Consider the following 26236-nt stretch of genomic DNA (forward strand, 5'->3'; position numbering starts at 1 on the left):
AAGGGCCTTTTTTAATAGGGCAAAGTATTAAACATCTCAATTTAAAAATGTTAGCCATCGCTTTAGATATGTGTGTGCCACCACTGGCACTTCTTATATTAATTATTGTGGGCTTGTGTGGCTTGGGCGTTACTTTGAGCGTATTCACCCAGCAACTATTTCCATGGTTGTTGCCAGTTGTCTTTTTATTACTGGTTGGCGCTGCCGTGATGTTAGCCTGGTTGAAATTTGGGCGATCAATTTTGTCGTTTAACACCTTGATGATGGCGCCATTCTACGTGCTTGCAAAAATCCCCTTGTATGTGAAATTTTTATACAAGCGCCAATCAGAGTGGGTGCGGTCAAAGCGCGATTCTTAAACGCATTTGATTCCAGTAAAAATTATTAATAAAGACAAACTATGGCAAATTTGATTGAAAAAAAGATTCATATTTTTGGGGTGACAATTAACCCATTAACCATGGCGGAAGCGGTTGATTCGCTGAGTTCATGGATAAAGGGCGATGAACGTAACTGTAAATTTGTGGTGACACCTAATGTGAATTGCGTTGTATTGTTAAGTAAAAACGCGGCGTATCGTGAAGCTTTTTCACATGCGTCCATGGTGGTTGCAGATGGCAAGCCCGTTGTGCTTGCTGCCAGAATGTTTGGTGAAGATATTCCAGGTACAGTAACGGGTAGCGATTTAGTGCCCGCTATTTTTCAGCGTTTTAACGATGAGGCGCAACATGAGCTAAAGGTATTTCTGTTAGGGGCGATGCCTGGTGTAGCGGAGGTAGCTACGCAAAACATTGAACGTACTTATCAGCATGTAAAAGTATCTGGCTTATATAGCCCGCCGTTTGGGTTTGAAAAAGATGCAGCTGAGTGTGAGCGTATTTGCCAATTGATTAGCGCTAGTCAAGCGGATTTTTTGCTGATCGGACTCGGTGCGCCAAAACAAGCGACTTGGGTGAACCAGTACGCAAGTAAACTCCCAGTGAAAATTGCCATTTGTGCTGGGGCAACGATAGACTTTTTAGCTGGTAATAAACCGCGTGCTCCTAAATGGATTAGCCATATTGGCATGGAGTGGTTTTATCGTATGGTGACCGAGCCGAGGCGATTAGTTAAACGCTATACTAGTGATGCCTTGGTTTTTCCAAGGTTAGTTTGGAAGGAATGGATGCTTAGGCGTTAAGTTGGGCTAAATTAATTTCATCGAGTGATGAGACTGTGAAGAAGTTTAGGTGGTTGGCGGTTTGAGTTTCATTATTAACTTCACCATTGGAAGAGTTTGAGTTCAAAAGAAAGCAATGCTTCACGTTAGCTGCCTGTGCTGCCTCTATGTCAGATAGGCTATCGCCCACTAAGACTGATTTTTCCATATCAATATGGTGTTTTTTTTGTGCTGTTATCAGCATACCTGGTGCGGGTTTTCTGCAATTACAATTTGTGTGATATTCACCAATGCCATGTTCTGGATGATGCGGACAAAAATAGATATCGTCAATGATAGCTTGGTGTTGCTTAAACTCTTTTCTCATCCATTCACTGAAACTCAAGAATGTAGCTTCTGAGTAGTACCCTCGTGCAATGCCAGCTTGATTGGTAACGATGATGACTTTGTAGCCAAGCTGATTGGCGCGTTTAACTAAACCAAATATCCCATCGATAAATTCACAGTCTTTTACTTTATGAACGTAGCCTTTATTGATGTTGATGACGCCATCGCGATCTAGAAAAAGCGCGGGTGATTCCTTCATGTTTTATTGACCATGGCGGGGACTTTTTGTTGACCCAATGCATAATCTTCTGGAATGCCAATATCGATAAAGTCGGTTACATTGTCGTATGCAATCAGATTGAGTTGGGGTAAAAACTGAGTTAAAAGGTTAACTTCGAACGAGAATCTGGGTGGTAACTCAAATTCGTCAAATATAGATTTATCGACTAAGTAGATACCTGCGTTTATTAAACCTGACCCTAATTTACCCTTTTCTGCAAAGCCGGTGATTTGGTTGGTCTCATTCTTTATGACGGTGCCGTATCGGCTGGCATTTTCTACTTTTGCTACCGCCATAAACAGTTTGGAGTTATAGGCAGATGCAAAGTCTATGAACTGATTTAGGTCAGCCATAGCAAGGGTGTCACCGTTCAAAACTAATATCTGCGGCTCAGGAATTTTTTGACAAGCGTTTTTAATGGCACCACCAGTGCCTAAAGGCTCTGTTTCAACAATGTAGTGCAGATTCATTTTATTGAACCTATGTCCAAAAAAACTCTGAATATGCTCGTGCAGGTAACCAACTGAAAGATATACGTCTTTAGCCCCTTCATTTTCTAAATGACTCAATAGCCACCACAGAAAAGGTTTTCCGCTAATATCTGCAAGAGGTTTGGGTAGATCAGGCACTACACTTTTAAGCCGTGTGCCAAAGCCGCCAGCCAGAACAAGAACTGGTAACATCATGTGCGAGGAAACATTCTAAGCTCTACTAAGCCGCAGATAATGTGCCCAAGGAGTAGGTGCCCTTCTTGGATTTTTGGTGTTTCGGTAGAAGGAATCTCAATTGAGAAATCGCAAAGATCGGGTTGGCTCCAGCCATTTTTGCCTGTAAAGCCAATCACCTTTAGGCCTAACTGCTTGGCAGTTCTCATGGCGGTAATTATGTTGGGTGATTTTCCAGAAGTTGAGTATGCCCAGAAAATATCGCCTGGGCGACTGGTGGCTTGTATCTGTCTTGCAAACAGCATTTCGTAGCCATAATCATTACCTATGGCAGTTAAGATTGAGGTGTCTACAGTAAGAGCAAAAGCAGCTAATCCGGGTCTGTCATAATTGAATCGGCTCACAAATTCGCCAGCAATATGTTGTGCATCCGCAGCACTGCCGCCGTTTCCAGCAAGTAAAATTTTGTTGCCGTTATTCAGGGCGGCGCAAATTTCTCCCACACAAACTTCAGCCTTAGCAAGAATATCTTCGTTTGTGCGTATGTTTGAAAATACGCTGATAGCCTTATCTATTTCATTATTGATAAAAGTTCTCATCCTATTCTCCATGATTGGGTGCCTGTGTCTGTGAAGTTGCAGGTGGATACTTGTCCTTCGAATTTGGAAAGAGCACGCATGACGTAAGGGCGCTGAGCTGGATCGACAAAAAACATCATAAAGCCACCACCACCAGCGCCAGAAACCTTACCAGACTTTGCCCCAGCAGCAATAGCAGCATTATAAATTTCATCAATTAATGGATTAGTGATACTTTCAGCCATATTCTTTTTTGAGGCCCAGCCCAACTGCATCGATTTAGCAAAGCCTTCGAAATCCGCTTTTAAAATAGCTTCTTTCATACTTTGTGCTTCTGCTTTTACGCCATGCAATGCGTCTATATACTTTTGATGTCCAGTTTTTACATTTTTAGTTTGTTCATCAATAATTTTTGCTGATTCCCTAGTAACTCCTGTATAAAAAAGTACTAATGAAGATTCAAGTTCTGCCTTAATATGCGCTTTAATTCGAAGTGGATTTACAATCACCCGGTCTTTGTAGAACTCCATAAAGTTCAAGCCGCCAAATGTGGCGGCGTACTGATCTTGTTTACCACCAGTTAAGCCTAAGTCATTTCGTTCAATATGATAGGCAAGTTGAGCGATTTCATACTCACCAAGCGGTAAGGATAAGAGCTCGCAAAACGCTTGCACTAAGGCAACAACCATTGTTGAGGATGAACCTAAACCTGAACCTGGAGGCGCCTCAGAGTGTGTGATGACAGATATTGAGAGAGGTTTGTTATTATTGAAATCTTTAACTATCCGATTGTATACACCGACGTGCAAATCAAGCCCTGAAACTCGCTCTAGCTGATTGGACATTTTTCCAAACCATCTATTATTATTATCAGCGGCGATAAATTCTATATGGTCATCTGAGCGACGTACTATGGTGGCATAGGCATATTTGTCTATAGTTACATTTAAAACTAAACCACCAAAATCATCGGAATATGGAGATACATCCGTTCCACCCCCAGCTAGTCCTAGTCTTAATGGTGCTCTTGCTCTAATGGTTGAGGTGTCTTTGTTCATTCAATTCTCATTGGGTGATTAGCTTAAAAAGTATTTCTTTAATTTGTGTTTAAATTTAAGGAAAATTTATTCAAAAAATTAGTATTAAATAAGTTGGTATTGTAACATTTTGGTACTAACTATAATTATATGAAAGATTTTAACTGGTGCGGATAGAGTAAGATTCTGATGGGAAATTAAAATATATTCAATTTACACTTTAACTTTGTAAGTCAACTCTGACAAGTAGTTTAATTCGATTTGCTTTATAATATAGCTGAATCATATTTGTACGTAATTTCGTACCTATCAACTAATAGCAATTATTTTTAGTCTTTTGTAATTTTATTAAAATATATTGAATGAAATTTCCTTCTGGATAGGATGTAAATGAAAGTTTTAGTAGTTGGTGGTGCAGGTTATATCGGTTCACACATGGTAAAAATGCTCTTGGCTAACGGGCATGCGGTGGTGACGTTTGATAACCTTTCTGGTGGCCATCGGGATGCGGTGCTGGGTGGTGAGTTTGTGTATGGCGATTTAGCTGATACTGAGGCGTTAGATAAAGTATTTACAGAGTACAAACCGCAAGCAGTGATGCATTTTGCTTCGTTTATCCAAGTGGGTGAATCTGTGCGTCGGCCTGATATTTATTACCGCAATAATTTTTCAAATACGCTTAATTTGTTAGATGCCATGGTGACTCATGGTGTGAAGCATTTTATCTTTTCATCTACCGCGGCGGTGTTTGGCGAGCCAGATTATGTGCCGATTGATGAAGCGCACCCGAATAGGCCAGTGAATCCTTATGGTCGCTCTAAATGGATGGTGGAGCAGGTTTTAGCGGATTATGATTTGGCATTTGGCTTGAAGTCTGTATGTTTACGCTATTTCAACGCGGCAGGGGCAGACCCTGAAGGGCAGTTGGGTGAGCGTCATGACCCAGAAACCCATTTAGTGCCTTTGATTTTGCAGGCGGCTTCAGGTCGACGTACCGAAATTCAGGTGTTTGGGCGTGATTATGATACGCCTGATGGCACTTGTGTGCGTGACTACATTCATATTGTTGACCTTTGTTCAGCGCACCTGCTGGCCTTGCAGTATTTAGTGAACGGTGGTGTGAGTGAACGCTTTAACCTTGGCAATGGTGCGGGGTTTTCCGTACAGCAGGTGATTGATACTGTGGAAAAAGTGACAGGTCGCAAGGTGAAGGTGGTTGACGGCCCCCGTCGTGCGGGTGACCCAGCGCGCCTGGTGGCAGATGCTACGCGAGCGCGTGCTCAGTTAGGCTGGAAGCCAGTGTTCGATGATTTGGAAGCGATTGTGGCGCATGCTTGGGCTTGGGAAACTAAGTTTAAGCCCTTGTGATTGATTTAGTATTTAATTAGTTTGAAATTTTATTTCAAAAACATAAAGAGTTAAAGGAAATACATACAATGGCAATTAGATTAAAAGGCATGATTCTAGCCGCGGGGCAGGGCACGCGCGTGCGTCCACTGACGAAGGATATGCCAAAGCCGATGATTCCGATTTTAGGCAAGCCGGTGCTGGAATATTTGATTGAGCACCTTGCGCGGCATGGTGTGAAAGAAATTATGATTAACGTGGCACACCTGAATAAGAAGATTGAGCATTATTTTGGTAATGGTCAACGTTTTGGTGTGCAAATCGGCTATTCCTACGAAGGTAAATATGACCATGGCGACTTGGTGGCTAAACCGCGTGGTTCAGCGGGTGGTATTCGCCATATTCAAGATTTTGGTGGTTTTTTTGACCAAACAACCATTGTGATGTGCGGCGATGCGCTGATTGATTTGGATATTGGGGCTGCGCTGTTTGAGCATAAGCAAAAAAAAGCCATGGTGAGCATTGTGACCATGGAAGTGCCAAATTCTGAAGTGAGTAATTATGGTATTGTGGAAACCGATTCTGAAGGGCGTGTGATTTCGTTTCAAGAGAAACCGCAACCCAGTGAGGCGCGTTCGAATTTAGCCAGCACGGGAATTTACTTTTTTGAACCTGAGGCGATTGATTTAATTCCGCCAGGGGAAACATTTGATATTGGCAGTCAGCTGTTTCCACTTTTGGTGGAAAAAGGCTTGCCATTTTATGCGCAACGGCGTTTTTATCACTGGATCGACATTGGCCGTATTTCAGATTACTGGGAAGTGCTGCAGCGCGTAATGAAGGGGGAGATTAGTTACATGGAGATGCCAGGCAAGGAGGTTAAACCCGGCATTTGGGTTGGCCTAAACACAAAAATCGATTGGGACAACGTTAAGATTGAAGGCCCTGTTTACATTGACTCCAGCACGCAAATTGATGCAGGGGCTGAGATTATTGGCCCTTGCTGGATTTCGCATGGTTCGCATATTCGAAAAAATGCAAAAGTCATTCGCTCCATTCTGTTTGAGTACACGCGCATCAATGCGAATACAGAGGTTTCGGAGATGATTGTTTCGCCAACGTATTGTGTGGATAGAGCGGGTGAAACCTATTATATTGGTGATGAGCGTTGCACGCACCGCTGGGGCGATTCGCGGGCATAACAAAATTCTCGAATAAAAACACAATGCTACTCGGTTGATACTAATCAAATTGATTTATTGCCTTGTTATTTAAAATCGCTTTATTCATAAAAACGGCAGTAAATTAGTCATAAGCCTGTAGTAAGGCTTATCGGTATTAGGTTACAATTACGCCGTTGCGAAGATTGAAGAATTTAAACTGTTGAATTAAGCGATTATTCTACGGGTGTTTGTCATCAATATGCCGCAACGGGTGTGTGAAAATGCTGGACGATGCTGAAAATATGGCCTGTTTAGGTTTTTAGAACTGGATATTTTTAGTGCTTGGTATTTTTAGAAGTTGGTATTTAGAGATTAGGTTTGGGGCTAGTAAGTGTTAGAAAATTACTTTCCGATATTGATGTTTATCCTCGTGGGCTTAGCTGTCGGCGTCGGCCCTCTTGTATTAGGCTTGCTGGTTTCGCCGCATAAGCCTGATTCTGCAAAAAATTCCCCTTATGAATGTGGTTTTGAGGCGTTTGAAGATGCCCGCATGAAGTTTGATGTGCGCTATTATTTAGTTGCTATTTTATTCATATTGTTCGATTTAGAAATTGCTTTCTTGTTCCCATGGGCTGTCGTGCTTCAAGAAATTGGCCTGTTTGGTTTTATTGCCATGATGATATTTTTAGGTGTGTTGGTCATCGGTTTTATTTACGAGTGGATGAAGGGCGCCCTAGAATGGGATTAAACCTAAAAGCGGCATTAAACCTTAGAGTGAGACTAAGTCAGTCATGAGTATTGAAGGTATTTTAGAAAAAGGATTTGTGACCACAACGCTGGATACGGTGATTAATTATACCCGCACTGGTTCAATGTGGCCGATGACTTTTGGTTTGGCCTGTTGCGCGGTAGAGATGATGCACGCGGGTGCGTCACGTTACGATTTAGACCGTTTTGGCATTGTGTTTCGTGGCAGTCCACGTCAATCGGATGTAATGATAGTAGCGGGTACGTTGGTTAATAAAATGGCGCCAGCCCTGCGTAAAGTTTACGATCAAATGGCAGAGCCGCGTTGGGTAATCTCAATGGGTTCTTGTGCAAACGGTGGTGGTTATTACCATTATTCTTATGCGGTAGTACGCGGATGTGATCGCATTGTGCCCGTGGATGTTTACGTGCCAGGTTGCCCACCAACAGCTGAGGCCTTGCTCTACGGCATCATTCAGCTGCAAAATAAAATTAAACGTACCAATACGATAGCGCGCTAACGACATGGCCACTAAATTAGAGCAATTATTAACAAGCTTGCAAGCATCGCTGGGCGACAAAATATCCAAGTCTATTGTTGAGTTTGGTGAAATAACTATTGAATGTAAGGCGGCAGATTATTTAAATGTGTGCCAGATTTTGCGTGACGACAGCGCTTTAAAATTTGAACAGTTAATCGATTTAAGTGGCGTGGATTATCAAGCTTATGGCGATGGCGCTTATGAAGGTTTGCGTTACGCTGTGGTTAATCACTTGTTATCTGTTTCACTTAATCAGCGTGTGCGTTTACGCGTTTTCGCGCAAGATGAAGATTTTCCGATATTGCCAACTTTGGTTGAAACTTGGCCAGTGGCCAATTGGTTTGAGCGCGAAGCCTTTGATTTATTCGGCATTATGTTTGAGAACCACCCCGATTTACGCAGATTGCTCACCGATTATGGCTTTGTTGGCCATCCGTTCCGTAAAGATTTCCCGATGATTGGTACTGTTGAAATGCGTTACGACCCCGAACAGCAGCGCGTGATTTATCAGCCAGTATCCATTGACCAGCGTAATAATGTGCCGCGCGTGATTAGAAGCGAAGGGGCGCACCATGGCTGAAATTCGTAATTACACCATGAACTTTGGCCCGCAGCACCCTGCGGCGCACGGCGTATTGCGTTTGGTGCTGGAGTTGGATGGTGAAGTGATTCAGCGTGCAGACCCGCATATTGGCTTGCTACACCGTGGTACCGAAAAGCTCGCTGAAAATCGTACTTACTTGCAATCGATTCCGTACATGGATCGTTTGGATTATGTGTCCATGATGTCCAATGAACATGCCTACGTGATGGCCATTGAAAAGATGATGGGCATCGATGTGCCGATTCGCGCACAATATATACGTGTGATGTTCGATGAGATTACTCGTGTGTTAAATCACTTGTTATGGATTGGTGCGCATGCGCTGGATGTCGGTGCGATGACAGTGTTCTTATACGCCTTCCGCGAACGTGAAGACTTGTTTGATTGCTACGAAGCCGTTTCTGGTGCGCGTATGCATGCCGCGTATTACCGCCCAGGTGGTGTGTATCGTGATTTACCAAACCACATGCCGCAATATGCTGTTTCACCGTTGCGTAACGCTAAGACTGTTGGCAAGCAAAATGAGAACCGCCAAGGTTCCTTGCTGGATTTTATTGAAGATTTCACCAATCGTTTTCCTAAGTATGTCGATGAGTACGAAACCTTGCTAACCGATAACCGTATTTGGAAGCAACGTACCGTGGGTATTGGTGTAGTGACACCTGAACGTGCTTTGGCGTTAGGTATGACAGGCCCAATGTTACGAGGCTCAGGCATTGAATGGGATTTGCGTAAAAAACAACCGTATGAAGTCTATGCAAATTTAGATTTTGATATTCCAGTGGGTGTTAATGGCGATTGTTACGACCGTTACTTGGTACGTATGGAAGAATTTAGGCAATCGAATCGCATCATCAAACAGTGTGTCGATTGGTTGCGTAAAAATCCCGGCCCAGTGATTGCTACTGATAACAAAGTCGCTCCGCCTGATCGCGAAGGCATGAAGAGCAACATGGAAGATTTGATTCACCACTTCAAGCTGTTTACTGAAGGTTTTCACGTGCCAGCAGGTGAGGCTTATGCAGCGGTTGAGCATCCAAAAGGTGAGTTCGGTATTTACATGGTGTCTGATGGTGCTAATAAACCGTATCGCCTGAAAATTCGCGCTCCGGGTTTTGCCCATTTAGCAGCATTAGACGAAATGACGCGCGGCCACATGATTGCTGACTTGGTCGCAATTATTGGTACGCAGGATATTGTTTTCGGCGAAATTGATAGATAAAAGTCTGATAGATAAAAATGTTAAGTCCACAAGCCATTGAAAAAATTGATTACGAGCTGACGAAATACCCAGCGGATCAGCGCCAAGCGGCGGTGATGAGTGCTTTACGCATTGTTCAAACAGAGCGCGGCTGGCTTTCAAATGAGAGCATTTCTGAAGTTGCGCAATATCTAGGCATGCCAGAAATTGCAGCCATGGAAGTGGCGACTTTTTACAATATGTATGATTTGTCACCTGTTGGAAAATACAAAATCACGGTATGTACCAATATTTCCTGCATGTTGCGCGATAGCGATGTGATAGTTGATCATTTGAAATCTAAGTTAGGCGTTGGTTTTAATGAAGTTACGCCTGATGGTAAATTCTGCCTTAAAGAGGGCGAATGCATGGGTTGCTGTGGTGGCGCACCTTTGCTACATGTGAACAATACGCAGATGCATGAATTTTTAACCACTGAAAAAGTGGATGCGATTTTGGAAGAGTTAAAGTAATGGCGACCAAAAAGGCAAAATTAACGATAAAAGCCCCTGTAATGACTGACTTAAAAGGTCAAACATTACTTTGTCTCCGTACGCTTACGGAGGAAAATCCAGCCGCATTAGAAACCTACATCAAAATCGGTGGCTATTCTGCTTTAAAACGTATTGTGACTGAAAAAGTTAAAGCGACTGACATTATTACCGAAGTTAAAAATTCAGGTTTGCGTGGACGTGGTGGTGCTGGCTTCCCAACCGGGCTTAAATGGAGCTTTATGCCACGTTACTTTGATGGCACAAAGTATCTGGTTTGTAATACCGATGAAGGTGAGCCTGGCACTTTTAAAGATCGTGACATTATTCGTTACAATCCACATCAGTTGATCGAAGGCATGGCCATTGCCGCTTACACATTGGGTGCCCGTGTAGGATATAACTATATTCACGGTGAGATTTGGCAGGACTTCGAAACCTTTGAGGCAGCTCTACATGAAGCAAAGGCGGCTGGTTATTTAGGTGAAAATATTTTAGGTACTAATTTCAGCTTTGATTTATATGCAGTGCATGGTTACGGCGCCTATATTTGTGGTGAAGAAACTGCGCTGATTGAGTCAATTGAAGGTAAAAAAGGTCAGCCACGCTTTAAACCACCATTCCCAGCAAGTTACGGTGTGTTCGGTAAGCCGACAAATGTAAATAATACTGAGAGTTACACTTCTATCCCTTGGATATTGGAAAATGGCGGTCAGGCTTTTGCTGATTTAGGTGTACTTAACTCAGGCGGTACAAAGCTTTTCTCAGTATCTGGGCATGTTGAAAAGCCGGGTAATTATGAAGTGAAAATGGGTACACCGTTTAATGAGCTATTAGCGCTTGCAGGTGGTGTTTGGAAAGGCCGCAAGTTAAAAGCGGTAATTCCAGGTGGCCCTTCAACACCAGTGATGACTGCAGAAGCAATTATGGCTGCAACGATGGACTATGACGGTTTAAGTAAAGCACGTTCTAGTTTAGGTGCGGGTTCAATGATTGTGATGGATGAAACCACTTGTATGGTGAAAGCTTTGCATCGTTTGTCTTATTTTTTCTATGAAGAAAGTTGTGGTCAATGCACGCCATGCCGCGAAGGCACAGGCTGGGTATATCGTGTGATCGACCGCATTGTGAATGGCAAAGGCAAAATGGAAGATTTAGATTTGCTCACCGATATTAGTAACAACATTGCAGGGCGTACCATTTGTGCCTTAGGTGAAGCGGCAGCTACGCCTGTGTTGAGCTTTATCAAACATTTTAGACCAGAGTTTGAATACTATATTCAACATGGCAAGAGCATGGTGGAAAGTCAAAAATGTTAAATATTGAAATAGATGGCAAAGAACTCGAAGTCGAGCACGGTAGCACTATTATTGATGCCGCAGATAAGGCCGGTATTGCTATACCGCGTTTTTGCTACCATCCTAAATTGTCTGTTGCAGCTAACTGCCGCATGTGCCTGGTGCAGGTTGAAAAATTCAATAAGCCACTACCAGCTTGCGCAACGCCAGTAGCCGATGGCATGAAGATTTTCACACGCTCAAAATCTGCGATTGAAGCGCAGAAAAGTGTGATGGAGTTCTTGTTAATTAACCATCCGCTGGATTGCCCGATTTGCGATCAAGGTGGCGAGTGTGATTTGCAGGATATTGCGGTGGCTTATGGCACTAGTGGTTCACGCTATACGGAAGAAAAACGTGTTGTTTTTAACAAAAATATTGGGCCGTTAGTCAGCACAGACATGACGCGTTGTATTCAATGCACGCGTTGTGTACGTTTCCTGCAAGAAGTCGGTGGCATCATGGAGCTGGGCATGGTAGGCCGTGGCGAGCATGCGGAAATTACTGCGTATGTGGATAAGAGTGTGAACTCTGAATTATCCGGCAACATTATTGATTTATGCCCAGTTGGCGCATTGACCAGCAAGCCATTCCGTTACTCTGCACGAAGTTGGGAGCTGACACGTCGCCCAAGTATTGCGCCGCATGACAGTTTGGGTTCGCACATTGAAGTGCATGTCAAAGATAACAAAGTCATGCGTGTATTGCCGCGTGAAAAAGAAAGTATCAATGAATGCTGGCTTTCTGACCGCGATCGTTTTTCTTACGAAGGTTTGAATAGCCCAGATCGCCTCAAAGTACCGATGATTAAACACAGAGGCAATTGGGTTGAAACTGACTGGAAAACGGCGCTCGAATTTGCGGCAGGACAAATTAAAGATATTACCAATGAACATGGTGCAGATGCGCTAGGCGTATTGGTATCGCCAAACAGCACGATGGAAGAAGGCTATTTGGCCAAAAAGTTGGCAAATAGCTTGGGATGCGGCAATGTCGATTACCGTTTGCGTCAAACTGATTTTAGATTAGACGGGAAACGGCTCGGTACGCCTTGGATGGGTTGTAACATTCAGGAAATTGAATCTCTGGATCGTATTTTGATCATTGGTTCAAACTTGCGTAATGAACATCCCTTGCTCGCACAACGTTTTCGTAAGGCAGTGGCCAATGGTGCGCAGCTTTCTATCATTAGTCCGCTGGATAACAATCCATTAATGGATATTGCGCATAAAGTGATTGTGCGCCCTAACGACATGGTCAATGTGCTGGGGCAAATATTGAAAGCGATGTCTGGTTTACAAAAACTTTCGCTTTCCTTACCGCGTTCGCTTACCGATTTACTCGCAGAAATCAAAGTGCGACCCAATACACAAGCCATTGCTGAAAGTATGGCGGGCCATGGCAAAGACTATGATTTAATTTCACCTAAAGTCGGCATTTTCTTAGGCAATATGGCCTTAAGTGATCCGCGCTTTACTGAAATGTACAGTATGGCAGAAGCCATTGGCGGGATTTCAGGAGCGAAAGGTGGGATTTTACCGGCTGCAGCGAATAGTACAGGCATGCATTTGATGGGCGTGATGCCAAGCAGCAATGGGATGCATGCGCGTGCGATGCTTGAAGTACCACGTAAAGCTTATTTATTGCTGAATATTGAGCCAGAATTAGATTGCCAGCATGCTGCTTTAGCTAAAGCAGCGATGGAGAAATCCGAATGTGTGGTCGCATTGACCGCATTTAAGTCACAAGCGCTAGAAAATGCGGATGTCTTGCTGCCGATTGCGCCATTTACCGAGACTTCTGGTACTTTTATGAGCATGGAAGGCCGCGTGCAAAGCTTTACCGCGGTTACTCGACCATTGGGTGAATGTCGCCCCGCTTGGAAAGTATTGCGTGTGTTAGCGAATACTTTGGGCTTGCAAGGATTTGATTTTGAAACAAGTGAACAAGTGAAAGACGCCATTTTTGCTGGGGATAAACCTTCTGCAGTGGTGTGGCGTAGCCTGAACAATAATTTGCGAGAATTGGTTGAGATTCAGGTCAATATTAAACATGACGGCTTGCAACGTATCGGCGAAGTGCCGCAGTATGAATCAGATCCGATTGTACGTCGTTCCGCACCGCTACAAAAAACCAAATACAACATTAAACCAATGGCGCGCATGTGTGCAACACAGTTAACGGAGTTGGGCTTAATTGATGGCGATTATGTACTGGCTAAACAAGATAAGGGCAGTGCAGTGCTGAGGGTTAAACTTGATAATCACGTTGCCAAAGGTTGTGTACGTGTTGCTGCAGCGCATGAAGACACCATTGGCTTGGGTGATTTAATGGGTGATATTACCATTGAAAAAACATCCCCAGATCAAGCGACTACCCGTGAAGCCATTGCTAGGGAGGCGCGCCTTTAATGGAATGGTTAGCAAATTTATTTGGTAGTTACTGGCCTGCCGTGCAACTGACAGTTTGGACCTTGCTTAAGATTGTTGCTATCGTTGCGCCTTTGATGGGGGCTATTGCCTATCTGACACTCGCCGAACGTAAAGTGATTGGCTACATGCAGGTACGTATTGGCCCAAATCGTGTCGGTTATTTTGGCTTGCTGCAGCCGATTGCGGACGGCTTAAAGCTGTTATTCAAAGAAATCGTAGTGCCAACCGCTTCAAATAAAGGCTTGTTTTTACTCGCGCCTGTTTTAGCGATTGCCCCTGCCTTTGCGGCTTGGGCGGTGGTGCCTTTTGATGCAACTCTCGTTCTGGCGGATGTGAATGCAGGTTTGCTGTATATATTAGCCATGACTTCAGTGGCGGTTTATGGTGTGATTATTGCGGGTTGGGCATCGAATTCCAAGTATGCTTTTTTAGGTGCTATGCGTTCTGCGGCACAGATCGTGTCGTATGAAATTGCAATGGGTTTTGCTTTAGTAGGCGTGTTGATGTGTGCAAACTCATTGAATCTAGGTCAGATTGTGTTGGGTCAAGCAGGCGGGGTGCAGCATTGGTATTTCTTACCATTATTCCCTTTGTTTATCGTTTATTTTATTAGTGCAGTGGCTGAAACCAACCGTGCGCCGTTTGACGTAGCGGAGGGGGAATCCGAAATCGTTGCGGGTTTCCATGTGGAGTATTCGGGCATGTCATTTGCGGTATTTTTCTTAGCGGAATACGCCAATATGATTCTGGTTTCAATGCTTGCTGCGATTATGTTCTTGGGTGGCTGGTTAGCACCATTCCAATTTATGAATGACATTGTAGTTTTTGGATTTAGGCCGCTAGCAGATGGCCTTCCATGGCTGTTAGGAAAAGTTGTTTTCTTCTTGTTCTTCTTTTTATGGTTTAGAGCAACATTCCCAAGATACCGCTACGACCAAATTATGCGTTTAGGCTGGAAAGTATTTATACCAATTACCATTGTTTGGATTGTGTTTGTTGGCGGTATGATGCAAACACCGTGGGCTTACTTATTCCACTAAAAGATGGCGCCAAAATTATTACCAAAATTTTATGATTACTAAAATTAAAAATATATTATCGAGCTTAATGCTCGTAGAACTGCTAAAGGGCATGGCGCTTACTGGCCGTTATTTCTTTGCACCTAAAATTACCGTGCAATATCCTGAAGAGGTAACGCCTCAATCAAATCGATTCCGTGGTTTGCATGCTTTGCGCCGCTACCCAAATGGTGAAGAGCGTTGCATTGCTTGTAAATTGTGTGAAGCAGTTTGTCCAGCCATGGCCATTACCATTGAATCGGAACAACGGGAAGATAATACGCGCCGCACCACACGCTACGATATTGACCTGACTAAATGTATTTTTTGTGGCATGTGCGAGGAATCTTGCCCGGTTGACTCAATTGTTGAAACGCGCGTATTTGATTACCACGGTGAACAACGCGGTGACTTGCTTTATACCAAAGAAATGTTGCTTGCAGTTGGTGATAAACATGAGAAGCAAATTGCTGCAGATCGTGCACTAGATAAATCTTTTAGATAGCGAAATCATTTAGGTAGAACCGAATCAATATGACCTTTTTTGGCTTACATTTCCAAGACATCGTTTTTTATACCTTGGCAGCTATTTTGCTCTATGCCGCGTTGCGCGTCATTACCACACGTAATCCTGTGTATGCGGCCTTGTATCTTGTTCTGGCATTTTTTACCGCGGCGGGTGTCTGGTTGCTACTCGAAGCTGAATTCTTGGCGATTGCGCTGGTGCTGGTTTACGTCGGTGCAGTGATGGTGCTGTTTTTATTCGTGGTAATGATGCTGGATATTAATTTAGATAAGTTGCGAGAAGGCTTTTGGAATGCACTACCAATCGCTTTGCCAGTGGGTGGTTTGATGGCAGTTGAAATGGTGTTGATAGTCGGTGTGCGTAATTTTGGTGCCGATAAAATTTTAGCCCCTCCTGCCCGTGCCGCTGATTACAGTAATACGGCAGAGTTAGGCCGTGTACTTTATACCGATTACTTATTACCTTTTGAATTAGCTTCTGTGGTGTTGTTGGTGGCTATTGTTGCGGCCATTGCCTTGACCTTGAGAGACAGAAAAGAAAGCAAATCGGTTGATCCTTCCAAACAAGTGCTAGTGAAAAAGACAGATCGACTTCGCATCATTAAGATGGCAGCCGTGGTTGAAAAAGCCGAAGTAAGTTCAGGTGAAGCACCAACGAATAGCAAGGAGGGCCAGTAATGGTCGGTTTATCCCATTACCTTATTTTAGGTGCGCTACTGTTTGCAATTAGCGTGATTGGCATCTTTTTAAACCGTAAAAATGTCATCATTATTTTGATGGCGATCGAGTTAATGCTGTTAGCTGTTAACCTTAATTTTATTGCCTTCTCACATTATTTACATGATATTGCAGGTCAGGTATTTGTGTTCTTTATTCTCACAGTAGCTGCGGCTGAATCTGCCATTGGCTTGGCCATCTTGGTCGTATTGTTCAGAAATCTACGGACTATTAACGTAGACGATTTAGATAGATTAAAAGGGTAGCGAAAGAATGACAATGCAACAAATTTATCTCGCTATACCATTGCTGCCATTGTTTGCGGCCATAGTAATTGGCTTGTTTGGTAAGCAATTACCGCGCGCAGCCGCACATGTGGTCACCATATTAGGGGTTGGTGCCTCATTCGTGCTGTCCGTCATTGTGCTTAATGATTCAATGACTGCCGCGCCATATAATGAAACCGTTTACTCTTGGTTAAAAAGCGGAAATTTTTCATTTGAAATTGGCTTCTTAATCGATCGCCTGTCTGCCATGATGATGGTCGTTGTGACTTTTGTTTCACTGATGGTGCATATTTATACCATCGGTTATATGGCCGAAGACAAAGGCTACGCGCGCTTTTTTAGCTATATTTCATTGTTTACTTTCTCCATGTTGATGTTGGTGATGTCAAACAATTTCATGCAATTGTTCTTTGGTTGGGAAGCCGTTGGTTTGGTTTCTTACCTGTTGATTGGCTTCTGGTATACACGCCCAACGGCTATATATGCGAACTTAAAAGCCTTCTTGGTGAACCGTGTTGGTGACTTTGGTTTCTTACTTGGCATAGGTTTGGTGCTGTTCCATTTTGGTAGCTTAGATTACGCAGCGGTGTTCTCCGTTGCACCACAAATGGCGGATGTGCAAATCAATTTAATTGGTAACGCACAATGGTCATTAATGACGGTGACCTGTATCCTGTTGTTCATTGGCGCAATGGGTAAGTCAGCGCAAGTGCCCTTGCATGTATGGTTGCCTGACTCTATGGAAGGCCCAACACCAATTTCAGCCTTGATTCACGCGGCAACAATGGTAACGGCGGGTATCTTTATGGTGGCACGCATGTCACCTTTGTTTGAATTATCCTCAACTGCACTTTCATTTGTGCTGATTATCGGTAGCATCACCGCACTCTTTATGGGCTTTTTGGGTATCATTCAAAACGATATCAAACGTGTAGTGGCCTATTCTACCTTGTCACAACTTGGGTATATGACGGTTGCGCTTGGTGCATCAGCCTATTCGGTAGCGATATTCCACTTGATGACTCATGCTTTTTTTAAGGCCTTGCTGTTCTTAGGCGCAGGTTCTGTGATTATGGGTATGCACCATGACCAAGACATACGGAACATGGGCAACTTGAAAAAATACATGCCTGTGACTTGGATTACTTCACTCATTGGATCTTTAGCCTTGATTGGTACGCCATTCTTATCTGGATTCTATTCAAAAGATAGCATTATTGAAGCGGCTAAAGCCTCTACGCTCACTGGCAGTGGTTTCGCCTACTTTGCTGTATTGGCTGGCGTATTCGTCACGGCGTTTTATAGCTTCCGACTGTACTTCTTGGTATTCCACGGTAGTGAAAAGTGGCGTGTAGTTAAACACGACGCACATCATGATGACCACGGACACCACCATGGCTTAGGTCTTAATGATGACCCGCACGAACCAGGCTGGGTGATTAAGTTGCCTTTGATTTTATTGGCGATTCCTTCATTAGCCATTGGTTATTTTGCTATTGAGCCAATGCTGTTTGGCAACTTCTTTAAAGGTGTGATTACTATTGATACAGCCGCTCATCCCGCGATGCATGTGTTAACACATCATTGGCACACAATTTATCATTCTGCCACTGGCATGTCTTTACATGGTTTACTGACCTTACCTTTTGTTTTAGCTGCATCTGGTGTTGGCTTGGCTTACTTATTTTACATGAAGCGTCCAGATATTCCAGCAGCTATTCAAAATAGATTCTCAACCATCAATAAAATTCTTGAGAACAAATACGGCTTTGATAGTTTTAATGAACGTGTATTTGCGGCAGGTTCACGTTTTATTGGGAATAAACTTTGGCAAATTGGCGATGTGAAGATTATCGATGGTGCCTTGGTGAATGGTACAGCCAATCTTATTGGCAAACTCTCTGGTGTGGTGCGTAAACTGCAAACTGGACTGATTTATCATTATGCATTTGCCATGATTATTGGCGTATTTTTTATGTTGTCGTTCTACTCGTTTAAATTTTAAGAAAAGTATAAAAAGAAAATGGTTGATTACTTTTTCCTGCATGTTTTAAGCTTTGCCATCTGGGTGCCAGTGCTGGCGGGGCTGGTGGTGCTTGCCACAGGCAATGATAACAAGCCTGATACGACCCGTTGGTTAGCTTTGTTAGGTAGTATCGTCAGTTTTCTTGTCACTATTCCTTTGTATACGCACTTCAATTTTGCCGAAGGCGGATTTCAGTTCCAAGAATTCTCTCGCTGGATTCCTGCCTTTAATATCCATTACCAATTAGGTGCAGATGGCATTGCGGTGCCCTTAATATTATTGACCAGTTTTACTACTGTGATTGTGATTATTTCGGCTTGGGAAGTGATTGAGAAGCGCGTGGCACAATACATGGCGTCGTTTCTCATTATGAGTGGCCTTATGATTGGTGTGTTCAGTGCTTTGGATGCCATTTTGTATTATGTGTTTTGGGAGGCGATGCTGATTCCAATGTTTTTAATCATTGGTATTTGGGGTGGTCCTAATCGCGTTTATGCCACGGTTAAATTCTTTTTATATACGCTACTTGGTTCATTACTGATGTTGGTAGCATTTATCTACCTGTATTTTCAAACCGGTAGCTTTGACATCGCTGATTATTACAAGTTACAAATCCCGCTCAATGTGCAGGTGCTGATTTTCTTGGCTTTTTTTGCAGCGTTTGCAGTCAAGATTCCGATGTGGCCTGTACATACTTGGCTTCCAGATGCCCACGTGGAAGCACCTACTGGCGGTTCGGTTGTATTGGCTGCCATTGCGCTAAAGTTGGGCGGATATAGCTTTCTACGCTTTGCCATGCCAATCGCACCTGATGCAGCACATTCTCTATCGGGTTTCATGATTGCCTTGTCGTTGATTGCGATTGTTTATATTGCTTTAGTCGCATTGGTTCAAAAAGACATGAAAAAGCTAATTGCTTATTCGTCTATCTCGCACATGGGCTTTGTTACATTAGGCTTCTTTATTTTCAACAATCTCGGCCTCGAAGGCGCAATCGTACAAATGGTTTCGCACGGCTTTATATCTGCGGCCATGTTCTTGTCTGTAGGTGTTCTCTACGACCGTGTACATAGTCGCCAAATCGAATCTTATGGCGGCGTAGCAAATACGATGCCAGTGTTTGCGGCATTTGCAGTATTGTTTGCCATGGCCAATAGCGGACTGCCAGGTACCTCTGGGTTTGTTGGTGAATTTATGGTGATATTGGGAGCAATTCAGGTTAATTTTTGGTTTGCATTTCTAGCCTCGTTAACACTTATTTTTGGTGCCGCTTATACCTTGTGGATGGTGAAACGCGTATTTTATGGTGAAGTGGCTAATGAAAAAGTCGCTGCACTAAAAGATTTAAACAAACGTGAATTTCTGATATTAGCGTTATTGGCCCTGCTGGTATTGGCCTTAGGTGTTTACCCACAGCCGCTTACCGATATGACCAATGCAACGGTTACGCAACTTCTTTCACAATTAGCGCAAAGCAAGCTCCCCGCAGGTTTGCCATCAGGTCTATAAGACATGGAAAATATACGTTACGACCTCATTACTGCCTTACCTGAAATCGTCATTGTCTGTATGGCGATGTTTATTCTATTGGCTGATTTGTTTCTCAAGCCGAGCAATCGGATTACGATTTATGTGTTAGCGCAAGTAACACTATTAACTGCCGCCTATTTAACAGTTAGCACGCATGCACAAGGTGTAGGGTATGCGTTCTCAGGTACATTCGTCGATGATGCGATGGCCGACGTGCTCAAACTGATGATTTACCTAGGTACCTCGTTAATATTTGTTTATAGCCGACAATACCTCCAGTTACGGAACATGTTTCGTGGCGAATTTTATGCTTTAGTGTTGTTCTCTGTGGTTGGCATGATGATAATGGTCTCAGGCCAGCACATGCTAACGTTGTACATTGGCTTAGAGTTGCTGTCACTGAGTCTTTACGCTTTAGTTGCTTTAGACCGCGACAATGCAAAAGCAACCGAGGCCGCTATGAAGTACTTTGTATTAGGTGCTTTGGCTTCTGGTTTGCTGTTGTATGGCATGAGTATGATTTATGGCATGACGGGTAGCCTGAATATCGCCGATATCAACCATGCCTTGAATACGGATGGAAATATACAGTCAGTCCTTGTGCTAGGTTTGGTGTTTATTGTTGCGGGCTTAGCATTTAAACTAGGCGCAGTACCGTTTCAAATGTGGCTGCCTGATGTTTACGAAGGCTCGCCAACTGCAGTCACCATATTAATCAGCTCCGTGCCTAAATTAGCCGCCTTTGCCTTAGTGATTCGCTTATTGGTGCAAGGTTTAGGCGTACATTCGCTTGTAGTGGAATGGCAGCAAATGCTAGTGATTATGGCGGTGTTATCGATTTTTATCGGTAACGTTACAGCTATCGCACAAACCAACTTAAAACGTATGCTGGCTTACTCTACAATTTCCCACGTGGGCTTTGTGTTGCTGGGCCTAATGAGCGCGAGTATCAACGGGTTTAATTCTGCCATGTTTTATATTGCCAGCTATGTATTCATGACTTTAGCCGGCTTTGGCATGATTTTATTGCTGTCTCGCAAAGGTTTTGAAGCCGATAAATTGGATGATTTAAAAGGGCTGAATCAACGTAGTCCCTGGCATGCATTTTTGATGCTGATTGTGATGTTTAGCATGGCAGGGGTGCCGCCTACATTAGGGTTCTATGCCAAATTTAGTGTTTTGCAAGCTGCATTGCAGGCAGGATTTTTGTGGGTAGTGGTGTTTGCCGTGCTTATGGCGGTTGTCGGAGCATTCTACTATTTACGCATTATCAAACTGATGTATTTTGACGAACCTTTAGATCATCATCCAATTCAGGCACCGATGGATATGCGCATTGTGCTAGGTTTCAATGCGCTAGGGTTGTTAGCTATTGGTATTATGCCACAAAGCTTGATGGAATTATGCCTATACGCCATCGGTAAAAGTTTAAACTAGTTTCACCCTCAACTTGCTTGGCAAGTTACTTTTACTTGTTATGTAAACAATCGTAATTTCCCTATTCTAAAGCCACTGTTTGGCTATATCTGGGTCAATTCACAACAAAAATATGCAAAATAATACTTGTATATTTTTGCTTGTCCTGCAAAATATCAACACACTAAACCTCTTAAAACTAAAGGCCAATCATGCGCTTAGATGATGAACGTGAAAGTAGTAATGTGGAAGATAGACGCGGTAGTGGCGGCAGAATGCCTGTTGGCGCCAAAGGTATTGGCTTAGGCACGATCGCTATTGCTTTAGTCGCAATGTATTTCGGTGTTGACCCCTCGGTGGTACTTAATATAGGGCAGGGCTTGCAACAAGAGGCGCCTGTCGAGGCGCAAGCTATTCCAGCCAATGACACCGATGCAAAATTTGTCGCCAAAGTGCTCGGTAGCACCGAGGATACTTGGGCCAAGATTTTTCAAAACGCTGGTCTGCAATACCCTGCACCAACATTAGTACTGTTTAGAGGTGCAACACCTACAGCCTGTGGCACAGGTCAATCAGCCATGGGCCCATTTTACTGTCCAGGGGACCAAAAGGTTTATATCGATTTAGCCTTTTATGATGAAATGAAAAATCGCTTCAATGCGCCTGGTGATTTTGCTCAAGCCTATGTGATTGCGCATGAGGTGGGGCATCATATTCAACATCTGATGGGAACCTCCGACAAAGTGCAGCAAGCCCGCCAGAGTGCTCGAAATGAAGCACAAGCGAATCAATATTCAGTGCGCTTAGAACTGCAAGCAGATTGTTATGCAGGGGTATGGGCAAATCATGCCGATGGTGCAAATCGCATTCTAGAACAAGGCGATATAGAAGAAGCCATGACTGCTGCGGCAGCGATTGGTGACGATGCTTTGCAAAAGCAGGCGCAAGGCTATGCTGTACCTGATAGCTTTACACACGGCACTTCGCAGCAGCGTATGCGCTGGTTTAATCAGGGGTTGAGTAGCGGTGATATTGGTAAGTGCGATACATTCAGTACGGTATCCATTTAAAATAGGGTTAATTGATGCTAATCTCAGAGGATGATTTAATTGAGCATTGCCTTAGTTCGCAAACGATTGCTGCTGGGGGAATGCTAACCGTTAAATCTGATCAGGTTCGACTGCCAAATGGAAATTCCAGTGTACGTGAGTATGTTACTCATCCTGGTGCAGTATTGGTCGTACCTATTTTACCCAATGGCCATATTGTGCTTGAAAAACAATTTCGTTATCCATTGCGTCAGGTATTTATCGAATTGCCCGCGGGCAAGATCGATCCCGATGAAGATGTGCTGGTAACAGGGCAACGTGAATTGCTAGAAGAGACAGGCTACACTGCGAGTCATTGGGTTAAATTGGGGTTGCAGCATCCTTGTATTGGCTATTCCAATGAAGTAATCCACATTTATCTAGCGCATGGCCTAGTGGCGGGCACGCATCAGCGCGACGAAGATGAATCATTATTGGTCTTCCAAGATTCCCTGAACAATTGTTTAACGCAGATACAAAGTGGCAAAATCACCGATGGAAAAACCATCATTGCCTTGTTTTTAGCAGAAAAATATTTGGCGCTGAATCCAGAATTGCAAACGCAATTGCAATGTGATGGCTAATTGTCATGGCTAAAGTCCTGATTGTTGGTTGTGGAGATTTAGGCGGTGAGGTTGCAAAGCAGCTATCTATTTTAGGTATAGAAACTCTTGGCCTAAGGCGCAGTAAGGAGGCTATTGATGGCGTGACCATTATTCAAGCAGATGTTACGCAACCATCAAGCCTAAGCTTACTTATTGCCATTAACCCGGAAGTCCTAATTTACTGTGTCGCGGCTAATGGTCAGACGGATGTGCAATATAAAACTCATTATGTGGATGGTTTGCATAATGTATTGGCGACGCAAACTAACAATTTAAAGCTGAAGCATGTGTTCTTTGTTTCCAGCACTCGTGTGTACGGTCAAAAAACCGATTTGCTTTTAAATGAGCAGACTTTAGCCAAACCAAGTGATTTTGGTGGCGAGCGTTTGCTCGAGGCTGAGAATTTACTTAGTAAACTACTTAACGATTCGCAAAAATTAGTCAATACCACGATATTAAGGCTTTCTGGTATTTATGGCCCAGGGCGCCTGCGCATGATTAATTTAGCCAGATCGCCTGAAAAATGGCCCACACAAGATAGCTGGACGAACCGCATTCACCGTGATGATGCAGCAGCTTTTATGGTGTTTCTAACACAGCAAGTGTTGGCGGATGCTGCAATAAAAGCTTGTTATATTGTTACCGATTCAAAACCAAGTAGCCAGTATGAGGTCTTAACTTGGATTGCAAATAAAATGCAGATTAAGATAGAAAGTAACCCACCTCCTATTGAAGATGGTAAACGATTAAGCAATCAGGCTATGCTTGATAGTAGCTTTAGCTTGCGCTATCCTGACTATGCGAGCGGTTATCAGGCACTGTTGGCGGAAATTAATACATCGCAAAATTAATTGATCTGGTTATGAAGTTTATCACTCCTTGTTTTCTTATGTCTTTTAGTTTTTTTGCAAACATTGCATTTGCAAACGAGGATTTTGCTTCCTGGGCAGAAGCACTTAAACAAGATGCGATGCGTGTTGGTATTACTGAAAAAACGGTAACCGAAACAATCTATCATGTAGAGCTATTACCTAACGTTATAAATCTGGATCGCTCTCAGCCTGAATTCGTCAGTCCATTTCTTGATTATTATCAGCGCCATGTTGATGTGACTAAAATTAGACGCGGCCAAGAAATGCTCATCAAGCACAAAGAGTTGCTTAATAAGGTCGAGGCGCAGTATGGTGTTCCGCAAACCATGTTAGTGGCATTTTGGGGTATGGAAACCAATTATGGTCGCTTTCAAGGCAATGTTGATACGCTATCTGCTTTGGTAACCTTAGCTTACGATGGGCGACGTTCCATTTTTTTTCGTAATCAGCTATTCGATGCGATGCGTATGATAGACGCAGGTCATGCAGAAATTGAGGACTTTGAGGGCTCTTGGGCTGGGGCGTTCGGTCATATGCAATTTATGCCAAGTACCTTTATGACTTACGCTGTAGATGGTGACGGAGACGGAAAAATCGATCTAGTAAACTCCGTCCCCGATGCATTTTCATCTGCGGCCAATTATTTATCGCAAGTCGGTTGGCGCAAAGGCGAACCCGCAATGTTAGAAGTGCAATTGCCGGAAGATTTTGCTTGGCAAAATGCACAACTCAACTTAAGAAAGCCGCTAGAGGAATGGGCTAGATTAGGTGTGATTTCAGCCCATATCAGTCCGTCAAAAGTTGGTGGAAGTTTTGCACAAGTGCGTTCACCTGCTAAAAAATTAATTTCTAAAAAAATCAATAGCAAATTAAGGTCGATTAACTATAACGTTGAAGTCAAAAATGACATCCCCGTTAATTCAAAAAGCGAAACAAGCTCAGCTTTACCTATAGTTGCAGGCCATGCTGCTATTGTTTTGCCACAAGGTTGGCGTGGCCCAGCCTTTATGGTGTTTGATAATTTTGACGCGGTTATGGATTGGAACCGCTCGGTGAACTATGCGCTATCCGTTGTTCAACTGGCTAAGCGCCTGAGTGGTGAGCCGCCAATTCGAGGTGGGCAATTTGCCGAAATCGGCGCCTTATCTTTTCAGCAAATGAAAGCCTTGCAGGTCGAACTGAATGCCCAAGGTTTTGATGCTGGTGATGCAGATGGCTTTCCTGGTGTGCGGACTCAAGAAGCCGTCCGCGCGTTTCAAACTTCACAGCGATTGCCCGCAGACGGCTATGCCAGCCCCAATATATTTAATTATTTGAAGCTAATTTCTAAAAAAGTACATCCAGCTTTAACGCTACAAGAACAATAGTATTGTTACAGAAGAATTGTTCAAATCGTAAATTGGCCTTGGTCAGCTTCGCCAAGCAGTTTAAGTAAATCAGCCCCTTTTAGTGATAAGGCAAATCCCAATACGCCGCTACCAATCACTACGGTTTCATAGTCTTTTATACTGTTATCCACTAGGATTTTAATGTCCGTTGGGAGCGCAATAGGCGGAACGGCACCAACAACATAACCTGTAGCTGTTGATACTTCATCAAATTCTGCCATGCGACACTTGCGTTCATTTAAATAATTCCGCAACACGGCCCAGTCAGCACGCCTGCCTCCTGCTACAACCAATAACACATACTTATCTGAAGATGTTTTGAACAATACACTCCTAACCACTGAATGTGGGTCTACTCCCAGCTTTAGAAGCAACTCTTCCAGATTTCGAACAGGTTTTTTATCTTCCGATAATGGAATTTCTATGACATCGTATGCAATGCCTTCATGCGCCAAAAGAGCTATGACAGGGGAGCTAATAAAACTATTCATATGATTTTTCCTAAAGTTAAGTATTTTCACTATATTATTCATTTTAGCAAGCCACTTAAATCCGTTTTAAAAATCTAGTGTCAAATAGATAAATTTGTAGCTGTGCTTGTGTTTGTAGTTTGCGCTATAAGCCGCAATAAGCTAAAATCGCGCTCTAATTGAAATTCATTAAGATTAGACAAACAAGTAATTTAAAGTATAGGCGGTTAGCTCAGTTGGTTAGAGCGCTTGGTCGACATCCAAGAGGTCAGCAGTTCGAGTCTGCTACTGCCTACCAATTAAAT

At 43.4% G+C, this 26236-nt stretch carries 26 protein-coding genes, 1 tRNA gene and 1 pseudogene; 23 read left to right on the forward strand and 5 right to left on the reverse strand.

Annotation, left to right across the window (positions count from 1 at the left end; all coding sequences use genetic code 11):
* Window positions 1-359: pseudogene (locus HOO90_RS05075) on the forward strand (glycosyl transferase); the annotation flags it as partial.
* Between the two features lie 41 nt (window positions 360-400).
* Window positions 401-1180: a WecB/TagA/CpsF family glycosyltransferase gene (locus HOO90_RS05080; RefSeq protein ID WP_292840257.1), complete on the forward strand. Its 780-nt coding sequence runs from the start codon at window positions 401-403 to the stop codon at window positions 1178-1180.
* On the opposite strand, the gene gmhB is transcribed toward HOO90_RS05080, so the two are convergent.
* The 4 genes from gmhB to HOO90_RS05100 are packed head-to-tail and all read right to left on the reverse strand — an operon-like array spanning window position 1170 to window position 4067.
* On the reverse strand, window positions 1170-1745 hold the full coding sequence (gene gmhB, locus HOO90_RS05085; RefSeq protein ID WP_292840259.1) for a D-glycero-beta-D-manno-heptose 1,7-bisphosphate 7-phosphatase: 576 nt from the start codon (window positions 1743-1745) through the stop codon (window positions 1170-1172). The genes HOO90_RS05080 and gmhB overlap by 11 nt on opposite strands.
* Complete coding sequence (locus HOO90_RS05090; RefSeq protein WP_292840261.1) at window positions 1742-2449, reverse strand: nucleotidyltransferase family protein; 708 nt, start codon at window positions 2447-2449, stop codon at window positions 1742-1744. The genes gmhB and HOO90_RS05090 overlap by 4 nt, the downstream gene beginning before the upstream one ends.
* Window positions 2449-3030 carry a D-sedoheptulose 7-phosphate isomerase gene (locus HOO90_RS05095; protein ID WP_292840263.1) on the reverse strand — a complete coding sequence of 194 codons (582 nt, stop codon included), beginning with the start codon at window positions 3028-3030 and terminating at the stop codon, window positions 2449-2451. Before HOO90_RS05095 ends, HOO90_RS05090 begins: the two co-directional genes overlap by 1 nt.
* Window positions 3027-4067, reverse strand: coding sequence for a dehydrogenase (locus HOO90_RS05100; RefSeq protein ID WP_292840265.1), 1041 nt, complete (start codon window positions 4065-4067; stop codon window positions 3027-3029). The genes HOO90_RS05095 and HOO90_RS05100 overlap by 4 nt, the downstream gene beginning before the upstream one ends.
* Before the next feature lie 369 nt (window positions 4068-4436).
* Between HOO90_RS05100 and galE the strand changes: the two genes are divergently transcribed.
* The 20 genes from galE (at window position 4437) to HOO90_RS05200 (ending at window position 25440) form a co-directional block, all read left to right on the forward strand.
* Entirely contained in the window at window positions 4437-5414 is a 978-nt protein-coding gene (gene galE / locus HOO90_RS05105; RefSeq protein ID WP_292840267.1) for a UDP-glucose 4-epimerase GalE, read from the forward strand.
* Between the two features lie 68 nt (window positions 5415-5482).
* Window positions 5483-6595 carry an NDP-sugar synthase gene (locus HOO90_RS05110; RefSeq protein WP_292840269.1) on the forward strand — a complete coding sequence of 371 codons (1113 nt, stop codon included), beginning with the start codon at window positions 5483-5485 and terminating at the stop codon, window positions 6593-6595.
* Between the two features lie 352 nt (window positions 6596-6947).
* The gene (locus HOO90_RS05115; RefSeq protein WP_292840271.1) at window positions 6948-7304 is read left to right on the forward strand and encodes an NADH-quinone oxidoreductase subunit A; all 357 of its coding nucleotides are present in this window, start codon (window positions 6948-6950) and stop codon (window positions 7302-7304) included.
* 43 nt (window positions 7305-7347) lie between these two features.
* On the forward strand, window positions 7348-7824 hold the full coding sequence (locus tag HOO90_RS05120) for an NADH-quinone oxidoreductase subunit B family protein (protein ID WP_013148459.1): 477 nt from the start codon (window positions 7348-7350) through the stop codon (window positions 7822-7824).
* 4 nt (window positions 7825-7828) lie between these two features.
* Window positions 7829-8425: an NADH-quinone oxidoreductase subunit C gene (locus HOO90_RS05125; protein ID WP_292840278.1), complete on the forward strand. Its 597-nt coding sequence runs from the start codon at window positions 7829-7831 to the stop codon at window positions 8423-8425.
* Complete coding sequence (locus tag HOO90_RS05130; protein ID WP_292840281.1) at window positions 8418-9671, forward strand: NADH-quinone oxidoreductase subunit D; 1254 nt, start codon at window positions 8418-8420, stop codon at window positions 9669-9671. The genes HOO90_RS05125 and HOO90_RS05130 overlap by 8 nt, the downstream gene beginning before the upstream one ends.
* 17 nt (window positions 9672-9688) lie before the next feature.
* Entirely contained in the window at window positions 9689-10162 is a 474-nt protein-coding gene (gene nuoE, locus HOO90_RS05135) for an NADH-quinone oxidoreductase subunit NuoE (protein WP_292840285.1), read from the forward strand.
* Window positions 10162-11499: an NADH-quinone oxidoreductase subunit NuoF gene (nuoF, locus tag HOO90_RS05140; RefSeq protein ID WP_292840288.1), complete on the forward strand. Its 1338-nt coding sequence runs from the start codon at window positions 10162-10164 to the stop codon at window positions 11497-11499. Before nuoE ends, nuoF begins: the two co-directional genes overlap by 1 nt.
* Entirely contained in the window at window positions 11493-13928 is a 2436-nt protein-coding gene (gene nuoG / locus HOO90_RS05145) for an NADH-quinone oxidoreductase subunit NuoG (protein WP_292840291.1), read from the forward strand. The genes nuoF and nuoG overlap by 7 nt, the downstream gene beginning before the upstream one ends.
* Window positions 13928-14989: an NADH-quinone oxidoreductase subunit NuoH gene (gene nuoH, locus HOO90_RS05150; RefSeq protein ID WP_292840294.1), complete on the forward strand. Its 1062-nt coding sequence runs from the start codon at window positions 13928-13930 to the stop codon at window positions 14987-14989. The genes nuoG and nuoH overlap by 1 nt, the downstream gene beginning before the upstream one ends.
* Window positions 14990-15020: 31 nt before the next feature.
* Window positions 15021-15512, forward strand: a complete 492-nt coding sequence (nuoI, locus tag HOO90_RS05155) for an NADH-quinone oxidoreductase subunit NuoI (protein WP_292840297.1) — start codon at window positions 15021-15023, stop codon at window positions 15510-15512.
* Window positions 15513-15541: 29 nt separating this feature from the next.
* The gene (locus HOO90_RS05160; protein ID WP_292840300.1) at window positions 15542-16210 is read left to right on the forward strand and encodes an NADH-quinone oxidoreductase subunit J; all 669 of its coding nucleotides are present in this window, start codon (window positions 15542-15544) and stop codon (window positions 16208-16210) included.
* Entirely contained in the window at window positions 16210-16515 is a 306-nt protein-coding gene (gene nuoK, locus HOO90_RS05165) for an NADH-quinone oxidoreductase subunit NuoK (RefSeq protein ID WP_292840303.1), read from the forward strand. Before HOO90_RS05160 ends, nuoK begins: the two co-directional genes overlap by 1 nt.
* A gap of 7 nt (window positions 16516-16522) precedes the next feature.
* Complete coding sequence (gene nuoL / locus HOO90_RS05170; protein WP_292840307.1) at window positions 16523-18541, forward strand: NADH-quinone oxidoreductase subunit L; 2019 nt, start codon at window positions 16523-16525, stop codon at window positions 18539-18541.
* Window positions 18542-18559: 18 nt separating this feature from the next.
* Window positions 18560-20071: an NADH-quinone oxidoreductase subunit M gene (locus HOO90_RS05175; RefSeq protein ID WP_292840310.1), complete on the forward strand. Its 1512-nt coding sequence runs from the start codon at window positions 18560-18562 to the stop codon at window positions 20069-20071.
* 3 nt (window positions 20072-20074) lie between these two features.
* Complete coding sequence (gene nuoN / locus HOO90_RS05180; protein WP_292840312.1) at window positions 20075-21529, forward strand: NADH-quinone oxidoreductase subunit NuoN; 1455 nt, start codon at window positions 20075-20077, stop codon at window positions 21527-21529.
* A gap of 191 nt (window positions 21530-21720) precedes the next feature.
* Window positions 21721-22578, forward strand: coding sequence for a neutral zinc metallopeptidase (locus HOO90_RS05185; RefSeq protein WP_292840315.1), 858 nt, complete (start codon window positions 21721-21723; stop codon window positions 22576-22578).
* Between the two features lie 14 nt (window positions 22579-22592).
* Entirely contained in the window at window positions 22593-23180 is a 588-nt protein-coding gene (locus HOO90_RS05190) for an NUDIX hydrolase (RefSeq protein ID WP_292840318.1), read from the forward strand.
* A 5-nt stretch (window positions 23181-23185) separates the two neighbouring features.
* Complete coding sequence (locus HOO90_RS05195; protein WP_292840321.1) at window positions 23186-24052, forward strand: SDR family oxidoreductase; 867 nt, start codon at window positions 23186-23188, stop codon at window positions 24050-24052.
* Window positions 24053-24090: 38 nt separating this feature from the next.
* Window positions 24091-25440 carry a lytic murein transglycosylase gene (locus HOO90_RS05200; protein WP_292840324.1) on the forward strand — a complete coding sequence of 450 codons (1350 nt, stop codon included), beginning with the start codon at window positions 24091-24093 and terminating at the stop codon, window positions 25438-25440.
* Between the two features lie 20 nt (window positions 25441-25460).
* Here HOO90_RS05200 and HOO90_RS05205 read toward each other — a convergent pair whose 3' ends face one another.
* Window positions 25461-25952, reverse strand: a complete 492-nt coding sequence (locus HOO90_RS05205; protein ID WP_292840327.1) for a YbaK/EbsC family protein — start codon at window positions 25950-25952, stop codon at window positions 25461-25463.
* A 200-nt stretch (window positions 25953-26152) separates the two neighbouring features.
* On the opposite strand from HOO90_RS05205, the gene HOO90_RS05210 reads away from it, so the two are divergent.
* Window positions 26153-26229: transfer RNA gene (locus HOO90_RS05210), tRNA-Val, on the forward strand.
* Window positions 26230-26236: the final 7 nt, after the last annotated feature.

This window comes from Methylotenera sp. (assembly GCF_013141425.1).
Taxonomy (GTDB): domain Bacteria; phylum Pseudomonadota; class Gammaproteobacteria; order Burkholderiales; family Methylophilaceae; genus Methylotenera.